The sequence below is a fragment of the Hymenobacter aerilatus genome, assembly GCF_022921095.1.
GTDB lineage: Bacteria > Bacteroidota > Bacteroidia > Cytophagales > Hymenobacteraceae > Hymenobacter > Hymenobacter aerilatus.
Genome location: NZ_CP095053.1, coordinates 4,102,576 through 4,126,345, shown reverse-complemented (window position 1 = coordinate 4,126,345; position 23,770 = coordinate 4,102,576). Strand labels below are relative to the sequence as shown.

The window sequence follows — 23,770 nt, the reverse complement described above, 5'->3', positions numbered from 1 at the left end:
AAATCCTGACATATTGCATATGAAATGGACAAAAAACGGTAGGTTATTGCCGGTTGCTGTAGTGGTTGTCTCGTTGGCGCTGTCGGCCTTCGCCGTAACCAAACGCACGCTAGCTACGGATACTATACCTATGGATACACCCGACAACCAAACCACGCAGTTGGTGGCCGAGTCTGCCACGCCCCAGCTTATTGCCCAGCAATTCAAGTTCACGGAAGGACCAGCCGTAGACCGCCAGGGCAACGTATTTTTCACCGATCAGCCCAACAATACCATCTGGCAATACGACACCCAGGGTAAGCTGTCGTTGTTTATGGCCGATGCCGGGCGGGCCAACGGTATGTATTTCGACGCCAAAGGCCAGCTACTCGCCTGCGCCGACGAACATAACCAGCTCTGGTCCATCAACCCCGAAAACAAGAAGGTGCAAGTGCTGGTAAAAGACGTCGACGGCAAGCGCCTGAATGGCCCCAACGACGTGTGGGCGCACCCCAAAACCGGCAATATCTACTTCACCGATCCCTACTACCAGCGCGACTACTGGACGCACACCAGCCCCGATATGGTAGGACAGAAGGTGTTTTTGCTAACGCCCGGCCAGAGCCAGCCGGTAGTGGTAGACGACCAAATGCGCAAGCCTAACGGCATCATCGGCACCCCCGACGGCCGCTACCTCTACGTAGCCGACATTGATGGCGACAAAACCTACCGCTACCAGTTCGGCTCCGATGGCCGCCTCACCGACAAGCAGCTGTTTGCCGAGATGGGCTCCGATGGCATGACCCTGGACGAAAAAGGCAACGTGTACCTCACCGGCCACGGCGTGACTGTGTACAGTGCAGCCGGCCAGAAAATCGCTCACTTCGACGTGCCCGAAGAGTGGACCGGCAACATCTGCTTTGCCGGCAAAGACCGCAAAATGCTGTTCATCACAGCTTCTAAAGGAATCTACAAACTGTCCATGCGTGTGAAAGGCGCATACTAGGGTAGGGATACAACAAGAGGCCCTCTGATTATTTCAGAGGGCCTCTTGTTGTATCTATGAGAAGCACTATAGAAGGCTACTTGGTGCCTTTTACCAGGTTTTTGCCCAGGTCTTCTACTTTCTTTAGAAACTCATCTACGTCGGTATCGGCGTAGGTGCCGAAAGCGCTGGAAATAGTGCCCTTCACGCCGTCTTTGGCCTCAATGGCGTACAGAATCGACATATCGTCGGGGTTGCTTTCACCCTCGAAGCGGTAGAAGTCTACGATGGTCACGTCCTCGGGGGCGTAGGTCTTTTTATCGTCGCTCATGGCGTGCAGACGGCCATCCGTTACCACAAAATCAGCGGTGTAGCCTTCCTGATTCAGCTTTCTTTCAACGGAGGTCAACGAGCGTTCTTCTTCTTTGTCTTGCATAGGAGTAGGAGTTCTGGTAGAGAGAGTGTAGACAAGGGGTAGAAAAAGAACCCCTGCCCCGGCTATACGCAGCCAAGGCAGGGGCAGGTTGTTGCAAACGATCAGAAACTCGTGTGTTGGTGCGTTAGTGGCTGATTGCCTGTCGTTTTTCGATGGTACGTTGCAGCGCATCCACATCAATGGTGCTGCACGCGCCGCAGCCCTTGGCACAGCCGGCTGTGCTCTTGGTGAAGAAGGCCCGCCAAAAAATACGCCCCACATAGAACGCCGCCGCCACAAACAGCGCCGCAATAATGAAATACTGAATCTCGACGGAGGTGATAGTCAGAAGCATAGTGAGTATGTAACTAAGGCAGGGTAGGAAAAGTTTGCAAGCGTTGCCCTGTATTCATCGTGTCATCCTAAGCGGAGCGAAGGACATTCTCACGTGGGAATGAGTCGTTAATTGTTCTGTTTCTGTTGTCCTTCGCAAGCTCAGGATGACAGGTGGTTTACAGCGCCTTACTTTCCCCAATATTCCTTTACCGTCGCCATCATGGCCGGGTGCAGGGCGCCATTGCTGGCTACCACTTCGCGCCCGAAAATCGGGTCGCCGTCTTCCAAGAACTGCGTCACGCGGCCACCAGCTTCCAACACTAGGAGGATGCCCGCGGCTACGTCGTAGGAGTTGATGTTGAACTCGAAATACCCATCGAAGCGTCCGGCAGCCACGTAGGCCAAATCCAGCGCCGCCGAGCCTACCCGGCGCAGGCCGTGGGTGTTCTGCATGAAGGAAGCTAGGATTTTCAGGTAGTTATCGAGCTGATCAAACTTGTAGTAGGGAAAGCCCGTGGCTAGCAACGAGTCGTGGAGATCATCGGCCGACGACACGCGAATAGGCTTTTCGTTGCAGAAGGCCCCCGCACCCCGCGCCGCCCGGAAGCACTCGTCGAGGTTGATTTCGTAGACCACGCCTACTACCAGCGTATCGCGTTGGATGAGAGCCACGCTCACGCAGTAGGCTGGCTGCCCGTGAATGAAGTTGGTGGTGCCGTCCAGCGGGTCGATAATCCAGTTGAACTCCTCGGTCCGGCCAATGGTAGTAGTGCCTTCTTCGGTGATAAAACCAGCTTTGGGCAATAGGGCGCTCAGCTCGGCTACCAACTGCCGCTCACTTTGCTGGTCTACGTACGATACCATGTCGTGCAAGCCCTTGTTCTCGACGCGGCCGCGGTCGAAGTTGGCGGCTTCCTGTCGGATAAACTGACCGGCCCGACGGGCAATATCAGCTACTTGTAGGCTAAGGTGGTTGAAGTCCATGAGGAGGGTAGTAGGGATGCCACGCAGGCGTCCATTTTTGGTTGTAAAGTTAGGAGGGCCTTATAGGTGCCCAGTGGTGTAATTAGTAAGCTGCTTTGTCAACGATGGGCGCCTGCGAGGCGCCCCTGCGCCGTACGGCAGCCACGATGGTCCAGGCTAATAGCAACCCCGTCAGGATTTGCATGAGCGGGCCGAGCAACTCGCCGTGGCGCACGTAGAAGGTTTCTTCGGTATTGAGGTGTACAGGGTACCGGCGGGCGGTTTGCAGCCACCAGTCGGTGCTGCTCACGCGCTGGCCCTTCTGGTCGATGAAACCTGAAATACCAGTGTTGGCCGAGCGGGCCACGTCGCGGCGGGTTTCAATGGCGCGTAGGGTAGCATACTGGATGTGCTGCAAGTGGCCGGGCGAATCGGACCACCAGCCGTCGTTGGTGATGATACCCAGCAGGGTAGCACCGTTGCGCACATACTCGGCCGTGAAGTCGCCGTAGATGGATTCGTAGCAGATCAGGGGGGCCACGCGCAAAGCTGTATCCTGCGCCGAGCGAAACACCGTGCGCTCGTCCTGGCTGCCGTAGCTGCCTACTGTACCACCCAAATCGATGTGCGAAATAATTTTAGTCAGCGCTGGCGGAATTTTCTCCACGCCTGGCACCAGCCGCGACTTGTGGTAGAAGGTAGGCGCACCGGTAGGGCCTGGCAGAAACACCGCCGCGTTGAACACGTCGTACCAGCCTATATCGTCGCGGTAGCGCACGGTGGGGGTGGCTTCGCCGGCATAGCGCAGCACGCCGGTGTAGCCCGTTATCAGCTCCACGCCGGGGTGTTGCCCCAGCCACTGCCGCAGGCGCTGAATCTTAGGATTGGCATCAAACGCATCCTCAAAGTAGTGCTCCTCCAGCGAGGTTTCGGGCCACAGCACTAGGCGAGTCTGAGGCGTCAGGTTTTGCTCGGTGAGCGTGAGCAGGCGCGTAAGCTGCTGGTCGTACGGGATGAAGTTGGGATTACCAGAAAACTTTTCGTTGTAGGGGTCTACGTTGGGCTGAATCACCAATACCTCTGCCACCTTGCCTTTCTCTTGGTAGTTGCGGCCGATACTCAATGAAATACTCATTGGCACTACCACCGCCAATACGGGTGCTGTCCATCGCCAGCGTTCCGGCCCAGACGACCACGGGGCTACCGTTTTTGCTCCCCCAAACCACGCCCGGAATACCAATAAGTTTGTCACCCAAATCCACAAAGAGCCGCCCAGAAAGCCGGTGTATTCGTACCACTGCACCCACTGGTTGGCCTCGGCGAAGCCATTGCCCAGCGTCAGCCAGGGCCAGGTGAGGTCCCAATGCAGGTGCAGCTGTTCGAAAGCAATCCAGTAGATAGGTAAGGATAGATAGCCCAACACCGGCCCGGCCAGGCGCTTGGTGTGGTAGAAGGCCATGGTGGGTAGGCACATCAGCAAGGCGTTGAGTACCACAGCCGCAATGCCGCCGCCCAGGGTGCTGTAGCTCACCCACCAGGTAGTGAAGGCATTCCAGAGCACCAACGTGAGGTAGGTGTAGCGAAACACCCGCCAGCCACTACTGCCGCTGCGCACCAGTAGCTGCTCCATGCGCAGGTAGGGCACCCAGCCCACAAGCAGCAGCAGCGCCAACGGAGCCGCATGCACAGGCCAGCCAGCCCACAGCAAAGCAGCACTCAACAGCGCCAGCGAAGCGGGTTGCCAAGCCGGCACAGCCGCTGGCTGGCGCAGGGGAGCGGTGGTAGGAGCAGTTTGGGTAGGCATACCGTAAGGAATCAGTGATTAATGAGTAGTCGTGAGGTTGTGAAGTTGCGAAGTTATAGATGAAAAGTAGGTGTCATCCTGAGCTTGCGAAGGACCTTTTCACGCTGCAACTATGCATGTGAGGACGAATCGTTGTTACGCCCGTTGTTCACACGTGAGGAGCTTCTTCGCAAGCTCAGGATGACAGGCGTTTTCTACTCGCAACTCACTCGTCCTCATATCGATCTGACTTGCTAGGCTTCTCAATCTTGACGCCTTGCACCACCAGCACAATCTCACCTTTGATAGCCGTGCGGCTGCCGAAGTCGGCGGCCAGCTCGGCCAGGGTGCTGGTCACGGTTTCTTCGAATAGCTTGGTCAGCTCCCGGCTCACGGAGGCCAGGCGGTCGGGGCCAAACGTTTCGGCTAGCTGCGTCAGCGTCTTCACAATACGGTGCGGCGACTCGTAGAAAATCATGGTGCGGGTTTCCTGGGCCAATTCCTGGAGGCGCGTTTGCCTACCCTTCTTCACCGGCAAAAAGCCCTCGAACGTAAACCGCTCGGCCCCAAAGCCCGACTTGAGCAGGGCCGGCACAAAGGCCGTGGCGCCGGGCAGGCACTCTACCTTCAGGCCCCGCGCCAGGCACTCGCGCACCAACAGAAAGCCGGGGTCGGAGATGCCGGGCGTGCCAGCATCCGACACTAAGGCCATCCGCTCGCCTGCCGCCAAGCGGTCGAGGAGGCGCTGTACTTGCTGGTGCTCGTTGTGCAGGTGGTAGCTGAGCATGGGTTTTTTGAGACCCAAATGCTGCAATAGCCGGCCGCTGGTACGGGTGTCTTCGGCCAAAACGGTATCTACTTCGCCCAGCACCCGAATGGCCCGGAGGGTGATATCCTCCAGGTTGCCAATGGGCGTGGGCACGAGGTAGAGTAGGGTAGGGGTAGCAGCAGCGTCAGACATACTGCAAAGGTACGGAGTGTGGGCATCAGGCCGCCGAAATGCATCGGAAGCTGGTAGAATACAACCCTGTTTTCAGAAAGCAAGTACATATCAGTAGAATTCCACCCCATCACCTGCAACCAACCATCCTATGGCTATCGACCCGAAAGACCGCCCCGTACGGCAGGAACCCAACGAGCAAATTGACGAGCAAGAACTGCTGGCCAGCAACATCACACCCGGTGCCGATCCACCCAAGAATGCCGACGCCCGGGGTGGCTTTGGCAACCGCGAAGGCAAGGAGGGCTACGGTACCGACAGCTCGAACGGCATTACGGCTACCTCGATGAATGAGGACGAAGACCAGCTGCGCACCACCGGCGACAATATGCTCACGGAAGACGAGCGTCGCTCGAGCCGCGCCGACCAAGACCTGCCTGATCCTAAAGATACCGACCACCGCCGCGTGAACAATGGCCCCGCCGATGAGCTGGAGGCCGACGACATGCGCCAAGGCCCCGACGAGATGGAAGACCCCGACTCGCGGGTAGGCATGGGCCAGATGGAGCCGAAAGCGCCCGGCCTTAGTAGCGGTGGCGACTTTCCCAACGAGGCTACCCCCCAAACCAACGCCGACCTGCTGGACCGCAACGCCCAGGACTCTGGCCTGGAAGTATAACAGCTGTTACGAAACGCAGCCTATTATTCACCTAAACACTAACTGAGATGGCATACAATAGCAATAACACCAATCAGCAGTCGAAGGAAAACCACGGTAGCCCTTCGCAGTCGGAACAGCGGAAAGGCTCGGGCGACCTACCCGTAGAAAACCTAGACGAGGAGCAACGCCTAGCCGACGAGTACACCAATGACGGCTTGGACGAGGTACCCGCCCATTTGGTGAACAATCCTAACCGCAATTACGAAAAGCCCGATTTGGATAAGCCGCCGTATAGCTAAGGCAGTCTACAAAGAGCTTGTCGAATCACTCAACTCAACATCGTAGAAATCATGGCTAAAGAAGGAAATGAAATCAGCTCCCAGTCGGCTAAGCATCAAGGCTCACCTGCTGGTGGAGGCCAAGAAAAAGGCGCTGGCAATCTGCCCGTAAACGAACGAGACGAGCAAACGGAGAAGCGTCTGGCCGAAGAAGCCCAGGATGCGCCACAGTCTAATCCCAACCGCAATACCAACAAAGGCGACGCGGGCAAAGGCAGCTATAGCTAAGCCCAAAACGCATCATTGCATAACATGAAAAGCACCCGTAGCAACCGCCACGGGTGCTTTTTATATAAACACTTATAGGCTACACTAACTAGTATGGCTCGCTTTGTCACAACGGATATTCATGGTTGCGCTGCCACACTGCGGCATCTGGTAGAAAACGTGTTGCGCTTGCGCCCTACCGACGAGTTGTATCTATTGGGTGACTACGTGAACAAAGGGCCCGACACCAAGGGTGTGCTCGACTATCTGATGCAGTTGCCGCAGCAGGGCTACCAAGTGCTGTGCCTGCGCGGCAACCACGACCAGGACTTGCTGGATGCTGCCACAGGCCAAGGCGAGGTAAAGTGGGCTTCTGACCCCGACTACCACCTGACGCTGCAAAGCTTCGGTGTGGCGCAGCCCAGCGACATCCCGGCCGAGTACCTGCGTTGGCTGGCCGCCCTACCCTTTCAGCACGACCTCCCCGACTACACCCTCGTGCACGCCGGCTTTGACTTTCGCCAGCCCCCGGACAAGATGCGCGCCGACCATCATACAATGATGACCATCAAGCAATTCACCTTCGATGCGTCGCGGATGCAGGGGCGCCGCCTGCTGCACGGCCACGTGCCCACGCCCACCGCCGAGGTGGAGCGTCACGTGCGCCATCAGCAGGAAAGTATTGGCTTGGATACCGGTTGCGTCTACCGCCACAACCCCGAGTTGGCGCACCTCGCCGTGCTGGAGTTGGAGTCATTTCAACTCACGCTACAGCCCAATTTGGAGAATCCCTACCCTATTGCGGTGAGATAAGGTGAAGGGTGTGAGGTTGTGAGCAAAAAAGACGTGTGTCATCCTGAGCAGAGCGAAGGACCTTATGCCCGTAGAACGGTCGTTGATACGTTGGTCGTTTTCACGTGAGAAGGTCCTTCGCAAGCTCAGGATGACACACATATTTTTGCTCACAACTTCACCGCTTCACCATCTCACTCCCTACCTATCACCTTAGCACGCAGGATTTGCTGCGCCACCTCTTGGTAAGGGTTAAGCGAGTCAGCAGCTACTTGGGTGAGTAGCTTGCGGGCCTCGATGGGCTGGTCGGCTTGCCAGGTGGCCATGCCAAGATGGTAGAGCGCCTTGCCGGCCAGGTTGGATTCCGACTGCTCGCTCACGCGCTGAAGGTAGGGCCGAGCCTGCGCGGCTTGTCCCTGGCGCAGTAAAAAAATGCCGTTGAAATACAGCAAGGTGTCTTGGCCCAAGTGCTCAGTGGAAATTCGGCGTAACACCCGCAAGGCTGCGGGGTATTGCTGGTGGCGGTACTGGTACATGGCCTCGGCCAGCAATGGCCGGCGTGCAAACAGCCGTGTCGAATCGGTGAGACCAGGGTCGGGTACGTAGTAGCGTGCCCAGGTGGTAGTAGGGGCCGGGCGTAGTAGCAGGTAGGCCACTGCAGCGGCGGCCAGCACCAGCCCGGCGGCCACAATGCCGCCCCAGCGCGTGCGACGATGGGTGTCTTGCTTGATCCGAACTAGCGCGGCTTCCCGCTCGTCGAGGGTTTTGTCGAGGTTGAGCAGACGTAGGCGCAGCGTTTCGTGGCCCGCTACCCAGCGCAAATCGGCCGTGAGTTGCTGGTAGGCTTGATAGGCCCGTTGCAGATCAGCATCGTACGTCAGGCGTTCCTCGAAGGCTTCCTGCTCGGCCACAGTCATTTGCCCATCAGAAAAGCGTTCCAGGTCGTCCAGATACAGGCGCAGGTCGATGGAAGAAGGCATAGCAGACAGGAGAGACGAAACGGGTAGGAAAGGGGCAGGTGCTAAAAGTACGCAGAATAGGTGCGGACGAATGAATAGTTAGGCCGGCGTAGCGCCGCGGCTACGCTGGTGCAAATCGGCCAGCGTACGCAAGCTGCTGAGCTTCTGCTGACGCGCTACAGCTGCATTAGGGTAACCCATCTTGCCGGCTACCTTCGTGAAATTATAGCCCCGGAAATAAAAGTACATCAGCACGCGCTGACTATCGGCGCTAAGCTGGCGGAAAAATAGCACCAGGCGGCGGCGGCGGCCGGCCTCGGCGGCCGGTAGTAGCTCGGGGGCGGTATCGGCCTCTGTAGCTGGTGTTTGTAGCGCCAGCGCATACAGGTGGGTACGCAAGTCGTCTGGAGCTTTGGTGAGGCGGCCATCGGCTACTTGGTCGTAGAACAGCAGCAGGGCGTTGCGTAGGCGTTGGTGCGCCTGCTCGGGCGTGAGCTGCTGCTGTTGCTGCGCCCACCGGGCAAAATGGGCGCGGTGCTGCCGGTAGAAATCAACCAGCGCGGCTTGATTCCCGATGCGGAGTTGAGGCAGAATGTCGGCCAGTGGTTGAGCCATAAGCGAAGGACGAAGGGTAGACGCAGAGTGCGTACCAATAATAAACGGCTGTAGGCAAAAACTGTGCTGTTCAAAAATAGCTTTTTGGCATCGATACAGCATTACCCAGATTGCTGCCCGCCAAGGTGCTGCTAGTTCCCCGGCTTCGTCCTACCTTTGGGCTATGGAAACGAAAGCCCCCGCCATCGCCCAGGACACCACGGTGTTCGACCTGATTCAACAAGAAAAAGAGCGCCAGACCCATGGCATCGAGCTCATTGCCTCCGAAAACTACGTGTCGGAGCAGGTGATGCGGGCGCAGGGTTCTATCCTCACCAACAAGTACGCCGAAGGCCTACCCGGCAAGCGCTACTACGGCGGCTGCGAGGTAGTCGACCAGATCGAACAGTTGGCCATCGACCGGGCCAAGCAGCTGTTTGGGGTGGAGTGGGTGAACGTGCAGCCGCACTCCGGCGCACAAGCCAACGCCGCCGTAATGCTGGCTGTACTCAACCCCGGCGACAAAATTTTGGGTTTCGACCTTTCGCACGGTGGCCACCTCACGCACGGCTCGCCGGTCAACTTCTCGGGCAAGCTTTACCAGCCGTCGTTCTACGGGGTAGAGCCCGAAACCGGCCTCATCGACTGGCAGAAAGTGAAGGAAACCGCCCGCCGCGAGCAGCCCAAGCTGATTATTTGTGGAGCCTCGGCCTACTCCCGCGACTGGGACTACCAAACCCTGCGTGAAGCTGCCGACGAGGTAGGCGCCCTGTTGCTGGCCGACATTTCGCACCCCTCGGGCCTCATTGCCAAGGGCTTGCTGAACAACCCCTTCGACCACTGCCACATCGTAACTACCACTACCCACAAAACCCTGCGTGGCCCTCGTGGCGGCCTGATTATGCTGGGCAAGGACTTCGAAAATCCATTTGGGCTGAAGACGCCTAAGGGCGAAATCCGGATGATGTCGGCCTTGCTTGACTCGGCCGTATTCCCTGGCACGCAGGGCGGTCCGCTGGAGCACGTGATTGGCGCCAAAGCCGTGGCCTTCGGCGAAGCTCTTTCCGATGCCTACGCTGACTATACCCAGCAGGTGGTGCGCAACGCTCAGGCGTTGGCCAACGGCTTCCTGGAGCGCGGCTACCAGATTATTTCGGGAGGCACCGACAACCACCTAATGCTTATCGACCTACGCTCGAAGGGGCTGACCGGTAAGCTGGCCGAAAACACCCTCATCAAGGCCGACATCACCATCAACAAAAACATGGTGCCCTTCGATGATAAGTCGCCCTTCGTGACCAGCGGCATGCGCATTGGCTCGGCTGCCGTGACTACTCGTGGCTTACGCGAGCCGGATATGGCCCGCATCGTCGACTTTATCGACACTGTGCTGATGCACAACGCCGACGATACCTACCTGACACGAGTGCGCGGCGAGATAAACGAGTGGATGCAGCAATTTCCGCTGTTTGCCTAATTTTAGGGGATGCGTGCGGGTTGAAAAGATAAATCATGAGAGAAAACCGGCCGTCAACATCCTAACGACGGCCGTTTTCGTTTGTCTTTCACGGTTCCGTAGCCGGCATACGCCATCATCCACTCATTCACTCATTCATTAGTTCGTGGATCAACACTATATTCAATCAGGGCAGGCCGAGGAGGAAATGTCCTTCATAGACCACTTAGAGGCGCTGCGCTGGCATATTATTCGGGCAGCCATTGCGGTGGTCGTGTTTTCATTGGGTGCTTTCTTTGCCAAGGATTTTATTTTTCACGATTTGATTCTGGGCCCATCGCGGCCGGATTTCTGGACTTACCGCAAGTTCTGTGAGTTGGGACAATCAATAGGGGCACCCGATCTGTGTATCGATAAAATTAATTTCGATATTCAGAACCGTGAGATGAGCGGGCAGTTGGCTATGCACATCAGCACTTCCTTTATGGTAGGGTTGGTGCTGGGTTTCCCCTATCTGTTCTGGGAGCTGTGGCGCTTCATTAAGCCAGGTCTCTACCCCCAGGAGCAAGAAAACTCGCGTGGAGCGGTATTTTTTGTGTCTGCTCTGTTCATGACAGGCCTACTATTCGGCTATTACATTGCCGCGCCGCTGAGCATTAACTTTCTGGCGGCCTACAATGTAGACCCGAGTATTGAGAATCAGATTGATTTGCAGAGCTACATGAGTACGCTCACGACCATGTCGCTTTCGTGCGCGTTGGTGTTTGAACTGCCCATGATTGTGTTCTTCCTGGCCAAGGCCGGCTTGATTACCGCCGAGATTATGACGGTATACCGGAAGCATGCCATCGTGATCATTCTGATCGTAGCAGCCGTCATCACGCCGCCAGAAGTCACGTCGCAAATCATCGTTACAATTCCTATTCTGCTGCTCTATGAGCTAAGCATTCACATTGCCCGCCGTGTGCGCCGTGATGCCACTAAGAAATTGAATGCCGAGCTGGCTGCCAATCAAGGCGTTAGTGAGTAAATAACGGTTCTGTTAAAACGCCCTTGTTCCTGCCTGGAACAAGGGCGTTTTTCGTTCAGGGGCTACCCCACAGAATTCGTGTCTGCAAATCCGTGCCTACCTTTGTGGTTCCTTAACCAGATACACAATGCCCGTAACGAAAGCAACCGACGCCGATTTTCAGCAGCTGCTGACAGAAAATAAGAAAGTGGTAGTGAAGTACTACGCCGACTGGTGCGGCAATTGCCGCTTGTTCTCACCTAAGTTTAAGCGGCTCTCGGAAGCCGAGCAGAATCAGGATATTCTGTTCCTGGATGTGAATGCCGAGCACAGCCCCGAGGCCCGCAAGCGTGCCAACGTAACCACGCTGCCCTTTTTCGCCGTATTCGAGGACGGCCAACTGCTGGAAACCGTATCGGCCAGCAAAGAGGAGGCCGTTGCCGGCCTCATTAGCCGCCTCAACTAGCGTACCCTTGCCATGAAAATGCCCGTTATCAAGCAGTTGGTAGAAACCCAGACGCTGCAAACTTTAGTGGAAGCGGAGGAAGCGCTGCTAGACGAGCGCCAGCCCGACTTTGAGGTAGAAGGCGAAGACGAAGGGGAACAGCTCACCCACGTATTCGCGGCCATCTTTATCCTCAACCACATGCGCGACCATGGCGCCGACTTCAAAACCGCCCTGCGCGAATACACGAAGAAAGTGCGCGTGTCGATTAATTAATGGTGAAATAGCGAATAAAAAAACGGCTGTCATCCTGCACTTGCGCAGGATGACAGCCGTTTTTTTATTCGCTATTTCACTATATCACTGCTTCACTATTTCAAAAAGAAGCCTAGCCCGAAGAAGAATAGCAGCATCAGCAGGTACACGAAAGGTGCCAGAGCGTTGCGCTTTGTGAAGCTAGTGCGGTTGGCATACACTTGCAGGATGAGGGCAACGGCAAACCAGCCCTTGAAATTTTGAAAAGGAATCACGTTGTAGCGCCACTCCCAGAAGTCGAAGCGCACGGCCACCGGCTCAATGCATATATCTAGCCCTACCATCAGCAAGGCGGCCAGCAAGGCCCGTATGAACTCGGGGGCCGGTATATAGCGGCTAAGCACGGTGCCCATATACGTGAGTATCCACCAGTTAACGCCAATCATCAGGGGAGTTTCCAGTACCTTCCAGCCCAGTGTTGCGCCATATGTATATTCTCCAAACAGAAGGCCGGTGCGCACGCCTAGTACTTCTACTAAGAAGCCTACTATGGCCGTCGTGATGGTGAAAGCAATAAAAACACCATCCTTTCTAGGCTGAAAAGCAAACAGCAGCGCGGCCGTCAGCAATAAGTTCAGCGGTACAAACTGGAGAAAAAAGGAGGGGTCTTGCGAGAAAGCCAGACCCAAAAAACCAGTGGTATAGAATAGCAGCAGTACGCCCTGTGCGAGCCGCAAACGACGGCGCCGGGCGGCCGGATCTACAACCGGTGCAGCGGGCGGCGAGTAGGTAGGATCGGTATGAGGCATGATGGAGGGAGTAACCGTAGCGGGTAGCTAAGGCAGTATCAGAAGCAAACGGCCGGCAGCCAGCAAAGGTTGAGTCGCCGAAGATAGAGCCTGGCAGCCGCTTGCCCAGCCGCCACGCCGGAAAAAATTACATAGTGGCGTAGTCTAGTTGGCTTGTGCCACCAGATCGGCCACAATACGGGCCGAGAGCAAGCACAGCGGAATACCGCCCCCCGGGTGCACCGACCCCCCGCAGAAATACAGCCCTGGCAGCTGCCGTGCAAAGTTAGGATGCCGCAGAAAGGCTGCCAGCATGTTGTTGCTGGAGCTACCGTACAAAGCTCCGCCAAACGACGACGTGCGGCGGGCAATGCCCGGCGGGTCCCACACATGTTCGGCGCGGATAAGTGGCCCTACCTCCTGGCCCAGCGCCCGGCTCACTTTAGCCAACACAGCGGCGCGGGTTTGATCTACCAGCGCGGACCAGTCCTGACCCTGGTCGTGGGGCACGTTCACCATCACAAACCAGTTTTCGTGACCCGCGGGTGCGTCGGTGGGCGTTTTTTTGGAAGTGATGTTGACGTAAACGGTTGGGTCGGGGCTGATGGTTTTCTGCTGAAAAATGGCGTCGAACTCCTGTTTGTAGTCTTGGGAGAAGAAGATGTTGTGTACGCCTAGCTCGGGAAACTCCGTGCCTACCCCCCAGTAGAAGATAAGGGCCGAGGATGATCGGGGCTGCCCCAGGGTGCGCTCGGGGGCGGGCTGCGTGGGTAGCAGCTTGCGATAGGTAGGCACTACATCCATGTTGCTGACCACCAGTTCTGCGCTGTACTGGCTCTGCGCCGTACGTACGCCGGTTACGCGGCCATTCGTCACCAGAATTTCCTCTACCGGCTCGTTGTAACGAAACTGCACGCCTAACTCCTCTGCCAGACGCACCAAGCTTTCGGCAATAGCATAGATGCCGCCCTCGGGATAGTAAGCGCCAATGCCGTGCTCTAGGTGCGGAATCAGGGAGAGAGTAGCTGGGGCTTGATAGGGGTCGGAACCATTATAGGTAGCAAACCGGTCGAAGAGCTGCACCAGGCGCGGGTCTTTCGGGAAAGCGCGGGCGTGGTGCTGGTGCATAGTACTGAGCAGGCCCAGCTGGGGTAGGGCTGCCACGGCCTTCAGCACCTCGGGACTGAGGTAGGTGCCAGCCTTGTGCAGCGACTTATGCAAAAATGTGCCCTCCGTAGCGCGGTAAGACTTGCCGCTTTGCGCCAGAAACTGCCGCACCTCGGCGGCAGGCGTGCCTAGCTTGGTTTCTACTTCCTGCGCAAATTTATCCTCATCGGCCCAGGCCGTAACGCAGGCACCATCGGCGAAGAAGTAGTGCGTAATCGGGTCGAGGCGCTCGTAGCGGAAGTAGTCGTGCGGGTTGCGCCCAGCTAGCCTAAACAGCTCGTCTACCAAATGGGGTAGGGTGAATAGCGACGGCCCACCATCGAAGCGGTAGCCGCCGGGCAGCGTCAGCTGATGCATCTTCCCCCCAAATGACTCTTGGGCCTCTAGTACCGTGACTGGGTGCCCAGCCGCCGCCAGCCGCACAGCCGTGGCAATTCCCGCAATGCCGGCGCCGATGATGAGAGCAGAAGCTCCTAGCCTTTCGTTGTGTGAGGTAGTATGCAAAGTCTTAGAAATCGGTGCTGCCAGTAATATGGCATGATAGTAGATTTTGAATATATAACATCATTTTTCTACTCTTATACCTTCGTTATGTTTACCCTTTTGAGGCAGCAGTGGCATCGTGTAACAGTGTATCTAGGTTTTCTGTTCTTAACGGGGTGCAGTATGCCAGCGCGCCTGTATACTAGTCCGGCAGCGCACCAAACCCAGCAACGGCCACGTTCGGTTGCCATTGTGCCGCTAGAGTTGATTTCGGTGGTAGACGATATCCCCGGAAACCGAAACTACGCACGCACCGCCACATCTGGGGAAGAATCTATGCTGCAGGAGATGCTCTTCGCTACCTTATTGCAACATGGGCGAACGAAGCAGTTGACTATTCGCAACGTAGAACGTCGTCAGCTGCCTACTGACTCGCTGTTGTCATTCAGTGCATTAACTCAGCAATTTGGGGTTGAGTCGATCTTGGTAGCTCGGCTATACCGCACCCAACGGCTACAGGCAGTGGCAGCTTCTACTATTTCGGTGCAGAGCCCAGCAGCTACTACTACTACCAACACTGCGCCCTCTGTGTCATCCTATAATGAAGTGATGCTCGACTTATCACTCTATGACCAGCGTGGACAGCTCCTCTGGAAATACAATAATAGAGGCACTACGTTTGTGGGCTACTCAACGTTAGGCGGCATTACGGAGCGGTTGATGGAAGAAGGATTGCGCTACTTTCCGTTTGCCAGACGGTAGTAAGTGTAAGGTAGACGGCTTATGTATGTTCAGTGCAGCGGTTGAGTTGGCGAGAGAGTGAAGACTGTTTCATGCATCTACCTGCAAACGCTCATACCGCAGCTGGGTAGGCTGCTTCAGATCAATATAAAATGCGAAAGCTGCCGTTTTTGTGGTAATGATAAAGCGAGTTTCAGCCGGACGCTGCGGCTTCCGGAACGGTTGCATCTGCTGAAAGGCCACTTCCGTAACAGCTTTCGGGCTGTGCTTATCGAGCAGGTACAGGCCGCGCTGCTCGTCCAGAAGGTAGTAAGTATGCGTTTGCCACACGTAGCGGCGCGGCACTTTGTAGCCAATAACGCCTTCGTGCCCAGCATATTGAAACTGCTGTAAAACGAGGCCTTGGCGGTTGATAATGAAAGCGTTAGGCGCGTTGCGCTTGCGTGGGTCGGCTACCCATTCGGGGGCATTAAATGCTGCACTCACGTCGGCCTGATCATTCCCTTCAGAAGCGACAGGGCGGTACTCGCCGTACCGGTACGCGGTAAATAGGGTAGAATCGGTGAGCGGGAAAGCCGCTACAAGCTCCGATTTGGGCTTTAGCAGGTGCACGGGTTTGCCGCCGGGTGGTAGTAGGTCCTGACAAGTCAGCACCGTGCCGTCGGGGAGGAGGCGTGGCTCGCAGTCAGGCGCTTCCCAGTTAGACAAGTAGCTGATGACTAAGCGGCGTACCTGCCCATCAAAGCCCAGCACGATGACCACCTGCTGCGCCACGTCGCTGTACGGAATAGCTATAAGCAGAGCGAAAGCCAGCGTTTGGGTAGGAGCGTGGTAGCCGAGGAAGCGTGGCCGCTCCGGTATACTTACCGTTACAATATCCCGATTGGCGACACCAAAAAAGTTCTGCTTACGCAGCTGCCGCCGAAATACCTGCCGCCCATTTGCATCTAGCAGCGTAATCAGCTGCCTACCCTCGTAGCCCCGCACGCGCCGGGTTTGGGCAAAGGTGCTGCTGTCGTCGGCAAACAAATTACCCACCGTACCCTCTGACACGACTACCAGCGGTTTTGTCGAATCGGATTCAGCGCGTAACAATAGGCGGTAGCGCTGCTGCCCAATAGAAAACGTGGTGTCGTGGCCCGTCTGGTAGCCCAGGTGGGTACGGCTAACGTCGGTGGTATCGGGTGGCAGGGAGGGTAGGGCCGTGGGCCGGGCTGCGGCTGCGGTGCTGTCAGTAGCTAAGCTGGTGGCTACGGGTTGGGTAGTGGGGCGCTGTTGTTCGCAAGCAAGTAGAGTGCAGGCAACAAACAGCACGAAGAAGGGTGCACGCATGAAGACAGTCGACGGCCAAATACAGGTCGACTGCGGTATCATTGCACAAGTTTCACACCATTCGCTCTGCTACTCAGTCTCTCCCTACTCCACAGCCAGCACCAGCCCCTTCAAGTACTCGCCTTCTGGGTGGAAGAGACTCACGGGGTGGTCGGCGGGCTGGGTGAGACGGTGCAGGATGCGCGCCGGCCTCCCGGCCTCAATGGCCGCCGCCATGATGGCGCCCTCAAACAGCTCCATGCTCACTACCTGCGAGCAGCTGAAGGTGAACAACAACCCGCCCGGCGCAATCTGCCGAATGCCGGCTACGTTCAGGCGCTTGTAGCCCATCAGGGCATTGTGGCGGGCTGAGAGGTGCTTGGCAAACGCCGGCGGATCGAGCACAATGAGGTCGTACTGATTGTGCCGGTCTTTCAGAAACGTAAATACGTCCTGGGCGTAGGCCTCGTGGCGGTTGGCGTGCTGGGTGAGCTCTGCGTTGCGCTCGGTCAGCTCAATGGCTTTTTTGCTGGAATCGACGGAGTGCACCAACTCGGCGCCGGCTTCGAGGGCATACACGGAAAAGCCGCCGGTATAGCAGAACGTATTTAGCACGCGCCGGCCGGGGGCGTAGCGGGCCAGCAGGCTACGGTTGTCGCGCTGGTCGATGAAGAAGCCGGTTTTCTGGCCCGTTTCCCAGTCAACTGCAAAGCGATGGCCGTTTTCGTTCACAATGTGCTCCTGCCCGCTGCTTTGGCCAAACAAATAGCCGTTTTGCGCGCCGGGCGCAGCCTTGGCAGGTACCGTTTCGGCGCTCTTATCATACACAGCCCGCAGACCGGGCACCACCGCCTGCAAAGCCGCCGCAATGTGCGGCCGGGCACGGTACATGCCCGCGCTGTGCGCCTGCACCACGGCCACATCGCCATACACGTCTATAATCAGGCCGGGTAGTCCATCGCCCTCAGCGTGGGCCAAGCGGTAAACGTTGGTGTTGCCTTGCCCGGTCAGGCCCAGGCTCTGGCGCAGCTGGTAGGCATTGCGGAGCTTGTCTTCCCAGAAGGCGGCCTCGGGCAGTTGCGCATCGGGGCCAAAATCCAGCATTCGTACGGCAATGGAGCCGGGCGCGTAGTGCCCTACCCCCAGCACTTCGCCGCCGTGGGCCAGCACCATCACGGCCTCGCCCTCCACTACCTCACCCTGCAAGCGGGCAATGGCGCCCGAAAACACCCACGGGTGGCGGCGGCGCAAGGATTGGTCTTTTCCGGGTTTGAGCGTGATGGTAGCAGATGGCATGAGCTGAGACAAACAAGTGGACCACAAAGGTAACCTGTTCTGGCTGCTCCTGCATCGGGCCTACCAAAAAGGGTCTAGGTAGGCAATGAGCACGGCCAGCGCGGCCAGGCCCAGTAGAACGGCCCAAACTGCCCCACCCCAGATGAGCAGACCAATCAAGGCAATGGGCGCCACAATCAACCCTAGCACGCCCAGTACGGTAGTGCCCAGGCCTACTTCGGTGGTGTTAGGGTGCGCGTCCATCATGCGGGGAGCAATACGTTGTGCCACTCGGGCCAGCTGTTGTGGCCGAGGATTGCGGGTAGCCTTCGGCGTTGTGGCTGCTGCTGGCCTGGGCATACGTGCCTTGGCGTGGGGCTGCGGTGGGGCAGGGGCAGTGGCGGCCAAAGGCTTCGCCGTGCCTACCAGTGTGGTAGGAGGGAGAGTAGGCTTGGGCGACGTAGACGCCGTAGATGGCTCGGTCAGCCGCACTTGGTAAACTATAGGCGTGGGCCGGGCGCTCTGGCAACCTGCCGCCAAAGCAAGCAGTGCGATAGGAACAAGCAACGTAGTGAGCAGCCGCAAGCGGCAGAGGGTAGCAGTCAGCATTAGAATCAGCAATTGACGGAGGCGAAGAAACGGGTGGTTCAGGCGTATACGGCGGCTGTACTAAGATGGCGCTTTGTTGCCACACGCATGACAGGCATGTGCCTATCTCAAAGGCTTGCCGAAGAAGCGCCGGTACACTGGCCGACGGTAAGCAAACTGCGCCCACATAGCGGGGTAGAGCAGCACATCTACTATGCGTGAGCCGGTGCGGTAGGTGATATCCTCCACAATCACGCTGCCCAGCCCGCGCGGATTGGGTTCTATCAGGTGGCGGTGGCGCCAGTAGCGTAGCGGTGCGGGCAACTCCTGGCCTTCATCTATAAAATACTGGCTGCCATCGGGCAGCTGGCCAGCTTCTGTGATGAGGCTAGTCCAACGCCAGCGCTTGGGTCCCACCGCCAGCTCAATTTCCACCCGGTCGCCGGGGCGGCTACCGTCGAAGCGCAGCAGGTGCAGCCTGGGAAAAGGAGGTGCCAGGGCTTTAAACAGCGTGCGGTCGAAACCAGCAAGTACGCGGGCTGGCGGCTGCGCTACCCGGGTGCGAAGAAGAAGATGCATATCTGCCAAACGGACGCAGCGTTGGTTTGGTTAGGAACCAAAAATCCCCGCGCTACATGGTATAAATCGTAGCAGCAGTCAAGCCGTTCTCTATAAACAAACCGTATCTTGTGCAAGATTTCTTTGTTAGAAAACCAAGTTCATGCAAGAGGATTCAGCTTCTTTGCCACTATTGCCTACCCTGCCCAAGTCGCTGACCGGTATTGATGGCTTGGATGAAATTACAGAAGGTGGCTTGCCCAAGGGACGGCCTACCCTGGTGTGTGGTAGCGCCGGTTGTGGCAAAACCCTGATGGCCATTGAGTTCTTGGTGCGCGGTATTCTCGACTACAATGAACCAGGCGTGCTGATGACCTTTGAGGAAACCGCCGCCGAGCTGTCGTCTAACGTGGCGTCGCTGGGCTTCGACTTGCCCCAGATGCAGGCCAACAAAATGCTGCGCCTCGACCACGTGCACGTCGACCGTTCCGAGATTGAGGAAACCGGCGAGTACGACCTCGAAGGATTGTTTATCCGCCTAGGCTACGCTATCGACTCCATTGGGGCCAAGCGTGTGGTGCTGGACACGGTGGAGGCACTGTTTTCGGGCTTCCCCAACGAGGCCGTGCTGCGCTCTGAGATTCGGCGGTTGTTTCGCTGGCTGAAGGACAAAGGCGTGACGACCATCATCACTGCCGAGCGCGGCGAGGGCACGCTCACGCGCCAGGGCTTGGAAGAATACGTGTCGGACTGCGTGATTCTGCTCGACAACCGCGTTATCGACCAAATTACCACCCGGCGCCTGCGCATCGTGAAATACCGCGGCAGCACCCACGGCACCAACGAGTATCCCTACCTCATCACCGAGGAAGGCTTCTCAGTGCTACCCATCACCTCGCTGAACCTGCAGCACGAGGTATCCAACGATATTGTGTCGTCGGGGGTAGCAGCGTTGGACGAGATGTTTGGCCGTGGTGGTTTCTACCGCGGCAGCAGCGTGCTGATAACCGGCACGGCCGGCACGGCCAAAACCACGCTGGCGTCGGCCTTCGCTGCTGAAGCCTGCCGCCGCGGTGAGAAATGCTTACTGTTTGCCTTCGAGGAGTCGCCGAGGCAGCTAGTGCGCAATATGCTATCCGTTGGCCTGGATTTGCAGCCGTTCCTGGATCAGGGCCTACTGTATATTGAGGCCTCGCGGCCTACCCTCAACGGCTTAGAGCGCCACTTGGTCACGGTGCATAAGCTCATCAACAAGCATCAGCCCCAAACGGTGGTCATCGACCCCATCACCAACCTAATATCAGTAGGTAGCCTCTCGGAAGTGCGCAGCATGCTCACACGTTTGATTGACTACCTGAAAGTACATGGCATCACGGCGCTGTTTACGGCCCTGACCAGCCCCCGCAACGGGCAAAGCGAAATGACGGAAGAAGGCGTTTCGTCGCTGGTAGATACGTGGATTAACGTGCGCGACCTGGAAGGGGTAGGGGAGCGAAACCGGGGCCTGAGTATTCTGAAATCGCGCGGCATGGGGCACTCCAACCAAGTACGCGAGTTTCTGGTAACCGACAACGGCATCCAGCTGCTCGACGTGATTATCGGGCCCAGTGGCATTGTGACTGGTGCCGGGCGCCTCACCCAGGAATTGCAGGAGCAGGCGCAGGCCATTGGCCGCCAGCAGGAGCTGGACCGCAAAGACCGCGAACTGGAACGCAAGCGTCGCGTATTAGAGGCAACCATAGCCAATCTGCGCACCGAGTTTGAGTCGGTGGAGGAGGAGCTGCGGCAAATCAACGACGAAGAAGCGACGCGCCGCGAAGCCCTGCACAAGGGTCGGCAGCACATTGCCAGTCTTTCCATTGGTCGGATTTCCACCCCGTCCGACGATCAGCCGTAAGCCGTTACCCGTGGAAAATGCACTCGTTGCCACTACCCTCAGCATGGAGAAGGAAACCTGGGAGCTGCGCCTCTACGTAGCCGGACAAACCGCCAAATCGGTAACCGCCCTAAATAATCTACATAAATACTGTGAGCGGTATTTGAAAGGCCGTTATCAGTTGGAAGTGATTGATTTACTAAAGAATCCGCAGTTGGCGGAGGGCGACCAGATACTGGCCATTCCTACCCTGGTGCGCAAAGTGCCCTCGCCTATTCGTCGTATCATCGGCGACCTGTCGAATCAGGAGCGGGTGCTGGTAGGGCTGGACATCCGGCCCTTGGAAAGCCCCGAGCAATAGGATGGGGGCCGACCAACCGCCGACGCTTGCCGAGGCTGAGTACGTTTTCCAACTGTTTATTACCGGGGCTACGCCCAATTCTACCCGCGCCGTGCGCAACCTCAAGAGCATCTGCGAGCAGTATCTGGCAGGGCGCTATGAGTTGCAGATAATAGATATTTACCAGCAGCCGCTGCTAGCAAAACAAGAGCAGATTATTGCAGCGCCTACCCTGGTGCGCAAACGGCCGCTGCCGGTTCGCCGCCTGATTGGCGATTTGTCGGAGCGGGCTGGAGTACTAACCGTGCTGGGCCTACCCAACCCACCCTCAACCAACGATGTGGATGCCTGAGCATGAGGTGACCGTAACAGCGCTGACGCGCGAAAATGAGGAGCTGCGCCTGCGCTTGCAGGAAGCAGAAGACCTTATTTCGGCCGTGCGCACGGGTGCCGTAGATGCGCTGGCCATCCAGGGTGCCGATGGGCCGCGCATCTTTACGCTGGAAGGCGCCGACCAGGGCTACCGCACCCTGATTGAACAGATGAACGAAGGCGCCATGCTGCTAAGTCAGGAAGGCGTGATTCTGTACGGCAACGCGGCCCTGGCCGAGCTGCTGCAACAAGGGCTGCAGGATATCATCGGTACTGCTTTCGCTTCGTTCGTGCCCACAGACTTTCAGGCGTTGTGGCAGGCAGTGTTTACAAAGGGCTGGGACGCAGGGAAAAGCAAAGGCGAGCTGCCGCTCCGGGCCCCGGAAGGGCAGCTGCTGCCGTTGGCGCTATCAGCCAACGTGTTACAGTTCAACGGCGGGCTGGTGCTGGCTTGCATTCTGACCGACTTATCGGCCCAGCGCGAAATCAAAGCCATTCGGGCGCTGGTGGCGGAGCAAAATGCGGAAATCAGCCGGCAGCAGCAGGCACTAAGGATTCAGGAAGCTGCCCAGCAGCGCATCGAGCAGGCCGCCGCTGAAGTGAGCCGCCTGCTGGAAGGTATTCCACAAATTGCCTGGACCGCCAATCCGCAGGGCACATCCACCTATTTCAACCGCCGCTGGTTCGACTACACAGGCCGCGACCATACCCAACTGGAGCAGGTGTGGTGGCGTGATTATCAACACCCAGAAGACAGCGAAGCCGCTGCCAACTGCTGGCAGCAAAGCCTGGAAAGCGGCCACGTGTTCGAGGCAGAGTTTCGTCTGCGCGACCGTGCCGGCAATTACCGCTGGATGCTCAGCCGCGCCCTACCCTCTTACAACGAGCGGGGCGAGCTGATGCAGTGGATTGGCACCTGCACGGATATCCACGAGCACAAGCTGACACAGGCGCGCATCGACCAGGCCCAAAGGCAGCTGCGGGAAAACAACGCCCAGCTCCAACGCGCTAACGTCGACCTGGACAACTTCATCTATACCGCCTCCCACGACCTGAAAGCACCCATCAGCAACATCGAAGGACTGCTGCACGCGCTTTTGGAAGAATTACCCGCCACCGGCAACAGCCAACCCGAGCAGCCGGTAGCGGTACTGCTGACGATGATGCAGGACTCGGTGGACCGGTTCAAGCGCACGCTCGACCACCTCACGGAAGTCACCAAATTGCAGAAAGAGTATGCGGCGCCAACCTCGTTGCTGCCGTTAGCGGCTACTATTCAGGATGTCTGCCTGGACTTAGCTCCACTGATACAGGAGTTGGGTGTCCAGCTGGAAGTAGCCGTAGCCGATTGCCCGCCCATACTGTTTTCGGAAAAGAACCTGCGCAGCGTTGTCTATAACCTGCTGAGCAATGCCCTCAAGTACCGGGCACCGGAGCGGATGCCGCATGTGCGGGTATGGTGCCAGGCCACAGACGATTTTCTGATGCTGGCGGTGCAGGACAACGGGCTAGGCCTGAACCTGACCACCCACCAGCACAAGCTATTTGCGATGTTCGAGCGGTTTCATACCCACGTGGAGGGTAGCGGAATCGGGCTGTATATGGTCAAGAAAATCATGGAGAATGCCGGTGGATACATTGAGGCGCAGAGTGAGGTCGGCGTAGGCTCTACGTTTTCGGTTTATTTCCGCCGCTAATACATATCCTATATAGCCATACATATGCAAAAGCTAACCTGTGCCTTGCTGGTGGATGACGACCAGACGAATAATTACCTCAATCAATTGCTGCTGAAGCGGCTACAGGTAACAGATAAGCTGCTGATTGCGCTCAATGGGCAGGAGGCGCTGAATCTGGTGAAGGAGCATTGCCAGGATGCCTCTCCCTCGTGCCCCGCCCTGATTTTGCTGGACGTGAAGATGCCCGTGATGAATGGCTTTGAGTTTCTGGAAGCCTACGCGCAATTGCCCTTACCCCAGAAGCAAGCCATCATCATTGTAATGCTTACTACCTCTCTGCACCCACAGGATATGGAACGGGTGCAAAAACTGAACATCGATGGTTTTCTCAGTAAGCCATTGACTAAAGAGAAAGTAGAGGGCGTTCTGAAAACGTATTTCAACCGGCACCTACCGCCGTCCTGATGCACTATTG

The 23,770-nt window shown here is 57.3% G+C and carries 29 protein-coding genes; 16 read left to right on the top strand and 13 right to left on the bottom strand.

The features are described 5' to 3' along the window. The first annotated feature begins 19 nt into the window (after window positions 1-19). The gene (locus tag MUN82_RS17230) at window positions 20-985 is read left to right on the top strand and encodes an SMP-30/gluconolactonase/LRE family protein (protein ID WP_245092460.1); all 966 of its coding nucleotides are present in this window, start codon (window positions 20-22) and stop codon (window positions 983-985) included. Window positions 986-1,061: 76 nt separating this feature from the next. Here the strand turns inward: MUN82_RS17230 and MUN82_RS17225 are convergent, their stop codons facing one another. The 5 genes from MUN82_RS17225 to rsmI all read right to left on the bottom strand — a co-directional run bounded on the left by MUN82_RS17225 (window position 1,062) and on the right by rsmI (window position 5,422). Further along, window positions 1,062-1,400, bottom strand: coding sequence for a hypothetical protein (locus tag MUN82_RS17225; protein ID WP_245092458.1), 339 nt, complete (start codon window positions 1,398-1,400; stop codon window positions 1,062-1,064). 124 nt (window positions 1,401-1,524) lie between these two features. Then, complete coding sequence (locus MUN82_RS17220; protein WP_245092456.1) at window positions 1,525-1,734, bottom strand: FeoB-associated Cys-rich membrane protein; 210 nt, start codon at window positions 1,732-1,734, stop codon at window positions 1,525-1,527. Between the two features lie 167 nt (window positions 1,735-1,901). Then, the gene (locus MUN82_RS17215; RefSeq protein WP_245092454.1) at window positions 1,902-2,699 is read right to left on the bottom strand and encodes an inositol monophosphatase family protein; all 798 of its coding nucleotides are present in this window, start codon (window positions 2,697-2,699) and stop codon (window positions 1,902-1,904) included. A gap of 82 nt (window positions 2,700-2,781) precedes the next feature. Further along, on the bottom strand, window positions 2,782-4,482 hold the full coding sequence (gene lnt, locus MUN82_RS17210) for an apolipoprotein N-acyltransferase (protein ID WP_245092452.1): 1,701 nt from the start codon (window positions 4,480-4,482) through the stop codon (window positions 2,782-2,784). Window positions 4,483-4,687: 205 nt separating this feature from the next. Then, the gene (gene rsmI, locus MUN82_RS17205; RefSeq protein WP_245092450.1) at window positions 4,688-5,422 is read right to left on the bottom strand and encodes a 16S rRNA (cytidine(1402)-2'-O)-methyltransferase; all 735 of its coding nucleotides are present in this window, start codon (window positions 5,420-5,422) and stop codon (window positions 4,688-4,690) included. A gap of 130 nt (window positions 5,423-5,552) precedes the next feature. On the opposite strand from rsmI, the gene MUN82_RS17200 reads away from it, so the two are divergent. The 4 genes from MUN82_RS17200 (at window position 5,553) to MUN82_RS17185 (ending at window position 7,420) form a co-directional block, all read left to right on the top strand. Beyond that, window positions 5,553-6,080, top strand: coding sequence for a hypothetical protein (locus tag MUN82_RS17200; protein WP_245092449.1), 528 nt, complete (start codon window positions 5,553-5,555; stop codon window positions 6,078-6,080). A gap of 47 nt (window positions 6,081-6,127) precedes the next feature. Beyond that, window positions 6,128-6,361, top strand: a complete 234-nt coding sequence (locus MUN82_RS17195) for a hypothetical protein (protein ID WP_245092448.1) — start codon at window positions 6,128-6,130, stop codon at window positions 6,359-6,361. Window positions 6,362-6,412: 51 nt separating this feature from the next. Next, complete coding sequence (locus MUN82_RS17190; protein WP_245092447.1) at window positions 6,413-6,628, top strand: hypothetical protein; 216 nt, start codon at window positions 6,413-6,415, stop codon at window positions 6,626-6,628. Window positions 6,629-6,721: 93 nt separating this feature from the next. Continuing rightward, entirely contained in the window at window positions 6,722-7,420 is a 699-nt protein-coding gene (locus MUN82_RS17185) for a metallophosphoesterase (RefSeq protein ID WP_245092446.1), read from the top strand. A gap of 173 nt (window positions 7,421-7,593) precedes the next feature. On the opposite strand, the gene MUN82_RS17180 is transcribed toward MUN82_RS17185, so the two are convergent. Both MUN82_RS17180 and MUN82_RS17175 read right to left on the bottom strand, forming a co-directional pair. Continuing rightward, a complete protein-coding gene (locus tag MUN82_RS17180; protein WP_245092445.1) occupies window positions 7,594-8,379 on the bottom strand; it encodes a hypothetical protein in 786 nt (261 codons plus the stop codon). A 78-nt stretch (window positions 8,380-8,457) separates the two neighbouring features. Then, the gene (locus MUN82_RS17175) at window positions 8,458-8,973 is read right to left on the bottom strand and encodes a hypothetical protein (RefSeq protein ID WP_245092444.1); all 516 of its coding nucleotides are present in this window, start codon (window positions 8,971-8,973) and stop codon (window positions 8,458-8,460) included. A gap of 163 nt (window positions 8,974-9,136) precedes the next feature. Between MUN82_RS17175 and glyA the strand changes: the two genes are divergently transcribed. The 4 genes from glyA (at window position 9,137) to MUN82_RS17155 (ending at window position 12,138) form a co-directional block, all read left to right on the top strand. Next, window positions 9,137-10,429: a serine hydroxymethyltransferase gene (gene glyA / locus MUN82_RS17170; RefSeq protein ID WP_245092443.1), complete on the top strand. Its 1,293-nt coding sequence runs from the start codon at window positions 9,137-9,139 to the stop codon at window positions 10,427-10,429. Between the two features lie 145 nt (window positions 10,430-10,574). Further along, the gene (gene tatC, locus MUN82_RS17165) at window positions 10,575-11,438 is read left to right on the top strand and encodes a twin-arginine translocase subunit TatC (protein ID WP_311136404.1); all 864 of its coding nucleotides are present in this window, start codon (window positions 10,575-10,577) and stop codon (window positions 11,436-11,438) included. 127 nt (window positions 11,439-11,565) lie between these two features. Further along, on the top strand, window positions 11,566-11,883 hold the full coding sequence (locus MUN82_RS17160; protein ID WP_245092442.1) for a thioredoxin family protein: 318 nt from the start codon (window positions 11,566-11,568) through the stop codon (window positions 11,881-11,883). 12 nt (window positions 11,884-11,895) lie between these two features. Next, entirely contained in the window at window positions 11,896-12,138 is a 243-nt protein-coding gene (locus MUN82_RS17155; RefSeq protein WP_245092441.1) for a DUF6952 family protein, read from the top strand. A gap of 95 nt (window positions 12,139-12,233) precedes the next feature. Here MUN82_RS17155 and MUN82_RS17150 read toward each other — a convergent pair whose 3' ends face one another. Continuing rightward, window positions 12,234-12,926 (bottom strand): carotenoid biosynthesis protein, encoded by a 693-nt coding sequence (locus MUN82_RS17150; RefSeq protein WP_245092440.1) that lies wholly within the window; start codon window positions 12,924-12,926, stop codon window positions 12,234-12,236. 144 nt (window positions 12,927-13,070) lie between these two features. Then, window positions 13,071-14,576 (bottom strand): 1-hydroxycarotenoid 3,4-desaturase CrtD, encoded by a 1,506-nt coding sequence (crtD, locus tag MUN82_RS17145; protein WP_245092439.1) that lies wholly within the window; start codon window positions 14,574-14,576, stop codon window positions 13,071-13,073. Window positions 14,577-14,738: 162 nt separating this feature from the next. Here crtD and MUN82_RS17140 point away from each other — a divergent pair, with 162 nt between their 5' ends. Next, entirely contained in the window at window positions 14,739-15,317 is a 579-nt protein-coding gene (locus MUN82_RS17140) for a hypothetical protein (protein ID WP_245092438.1), read from the top strand. A 69-nt stretch (window positions 15,318-15,386) separates the two neighbouring features. Here MUN82_RS17140 and MUN82_RS17135 read toward each other — a convergent pair whose 3' ends face one another. The 3 genes from MUN82_RS17135 to MUN82_RS17125 all read right to left on the bottom strand — a co-directional run bounded on the left by MUN82_RS17135 (window position 15,387) and on the right by MUN82_RS17125 (window position 18,173). Beyond that, a complete protein-coding gene (locus MUN82_RS17135; protein WP_245092437.1) occupies window positions 15,387-16,628 on the bottom strand; it encodes a hypothetical protein in 1,242 nt (413 codons plus the stop codon). A gap of 84 nt (window positions 16,629-16,712) precedes the next feature. Next, on the bottom strand, window positions 16,713-17,903 hold the full coding sequence (locus MUN82_RS17130; RefSeq protein WP_245092436.1) for a class I SAM-dependent rRNA methyltransferase: 1,191 nt from the start codon (window positions 17,901-17,903) through the stop codon (window positions 16,713-16,715). A 60-nt stretch (window positions 17,904-17,963) separates the two neighbouring features. Beyond that, a complete protein-coding gene (locus MUN82_RS17125; RefSeq protein WP_245092435.1) occupies window positions 17,964-18,173 on the bottom strand; it encodes a hypothetical protein in 210 nt (69 codons plus the stop codon). 46 nt (window positions 18,174-18,219) lie between these two features. Between MUN82_RS17125 and MUN82_RS17120 the strand changes: the two genes are divergently transcribed. Next, window positions 18,220-18,381, top strand: coding sequence for a hypothetical protein (locus tag MUN82_RS17120; protein ID WP_245092434.1), 162 nt, complete (start codon window positions 18,220-18,222; stop codon window positions 18,379-18,381). 212 nt (window positions 18,382-18,593) lie between these two features. Here the strand turns inward: MUN82_RS17120 and MUN82_RS17115 are convergent, their stop codons facing one another. Beyond that, window positions 18,594-19,049 carry an SRPBCC family protein gene (locus MUN82_RS17115; protein WP_245092433.1) on the bottom strand — a complete coding sequence of 152 codons (456 nt, stop codon included), beginning with the start codon at window positions 19,047-19,049 and terminating at the stop codon, window positions 18,594-18,596. Between the two features lie 142 nt (window positions 19,050-19,191). On the opposite strand from MUN82_RS17115, the gene kaiC reads away from it, so the two are divergent. From kaiC to MUN82_RS17090, 5 genes are read left to right on the top strand one after another with little or no spacing between them, the layout of a single operon-like run. Further along, window positions 19,192-20,925 carry a circadian clock protein KaiC gene (gene kaiC / locus MUN82_RS17110; protein ID WP_245092432.1) on the top strand — a complete coding sequence of 578 codons (1,734 nt, stop codon included), beginning with the start codon at window positions 19,192-19,194 and terminating at the stop codon, window positions 20,923-20,925. A 10-nt stretch (window positions 20,926-20,935) separates the two neighbouring features. Continuing rightward, window positions 20,936-21,265, top strand: a complete 330-nt coding sequence (kaiB, locus tag MUN82_RS17105; protein ID WP_245092431.1) for a circadian clock protein KaiB — start codon at window positions 20,936-20,938, stop codon at window positions 21,263-21,265. 1 nt (window position 21,266) lies between these two features. Further along, a complete protein-coding gene (locus MUN82_RS17100; protein WP_245092430.1) occupies window positions 21,267-21,596 on the top strand; it encodes a circadian clock KaiB family protein in 330 nt (109 codons plus the stop codon). Continuing rightward, complete coding sequence (locus MUN82_RS17095) at window positions 21,589-23,313, top strand: sensor histidine kinase (protein ID WP_245092429.1); 1,725 nt, start codon at window positions 21,589-21,591, stop codon at window positions 23,311-23,313. Before MUN82_RS17100 ends, MUN82_RS17095 begins: the two co-directional genes overlap by 8 nt. 24 nt (window positions 23,314-23,337) lie before the next feature. Beyond that, window positions 23,338-23,760 carry a response regulator gene (locus tag MUN82_RS17090; RefSeq protein ID WP_245092428.1) on the top strand — a complete coding sequence of 141 codons (423 nt, stop codon included), beginning with the start codon at window positions 23,338-23,340 and terminating at the stop codon, window positions 23,758-23,760. Window positions 23,761-23,770: the final 10 nt, after the last annotated feature.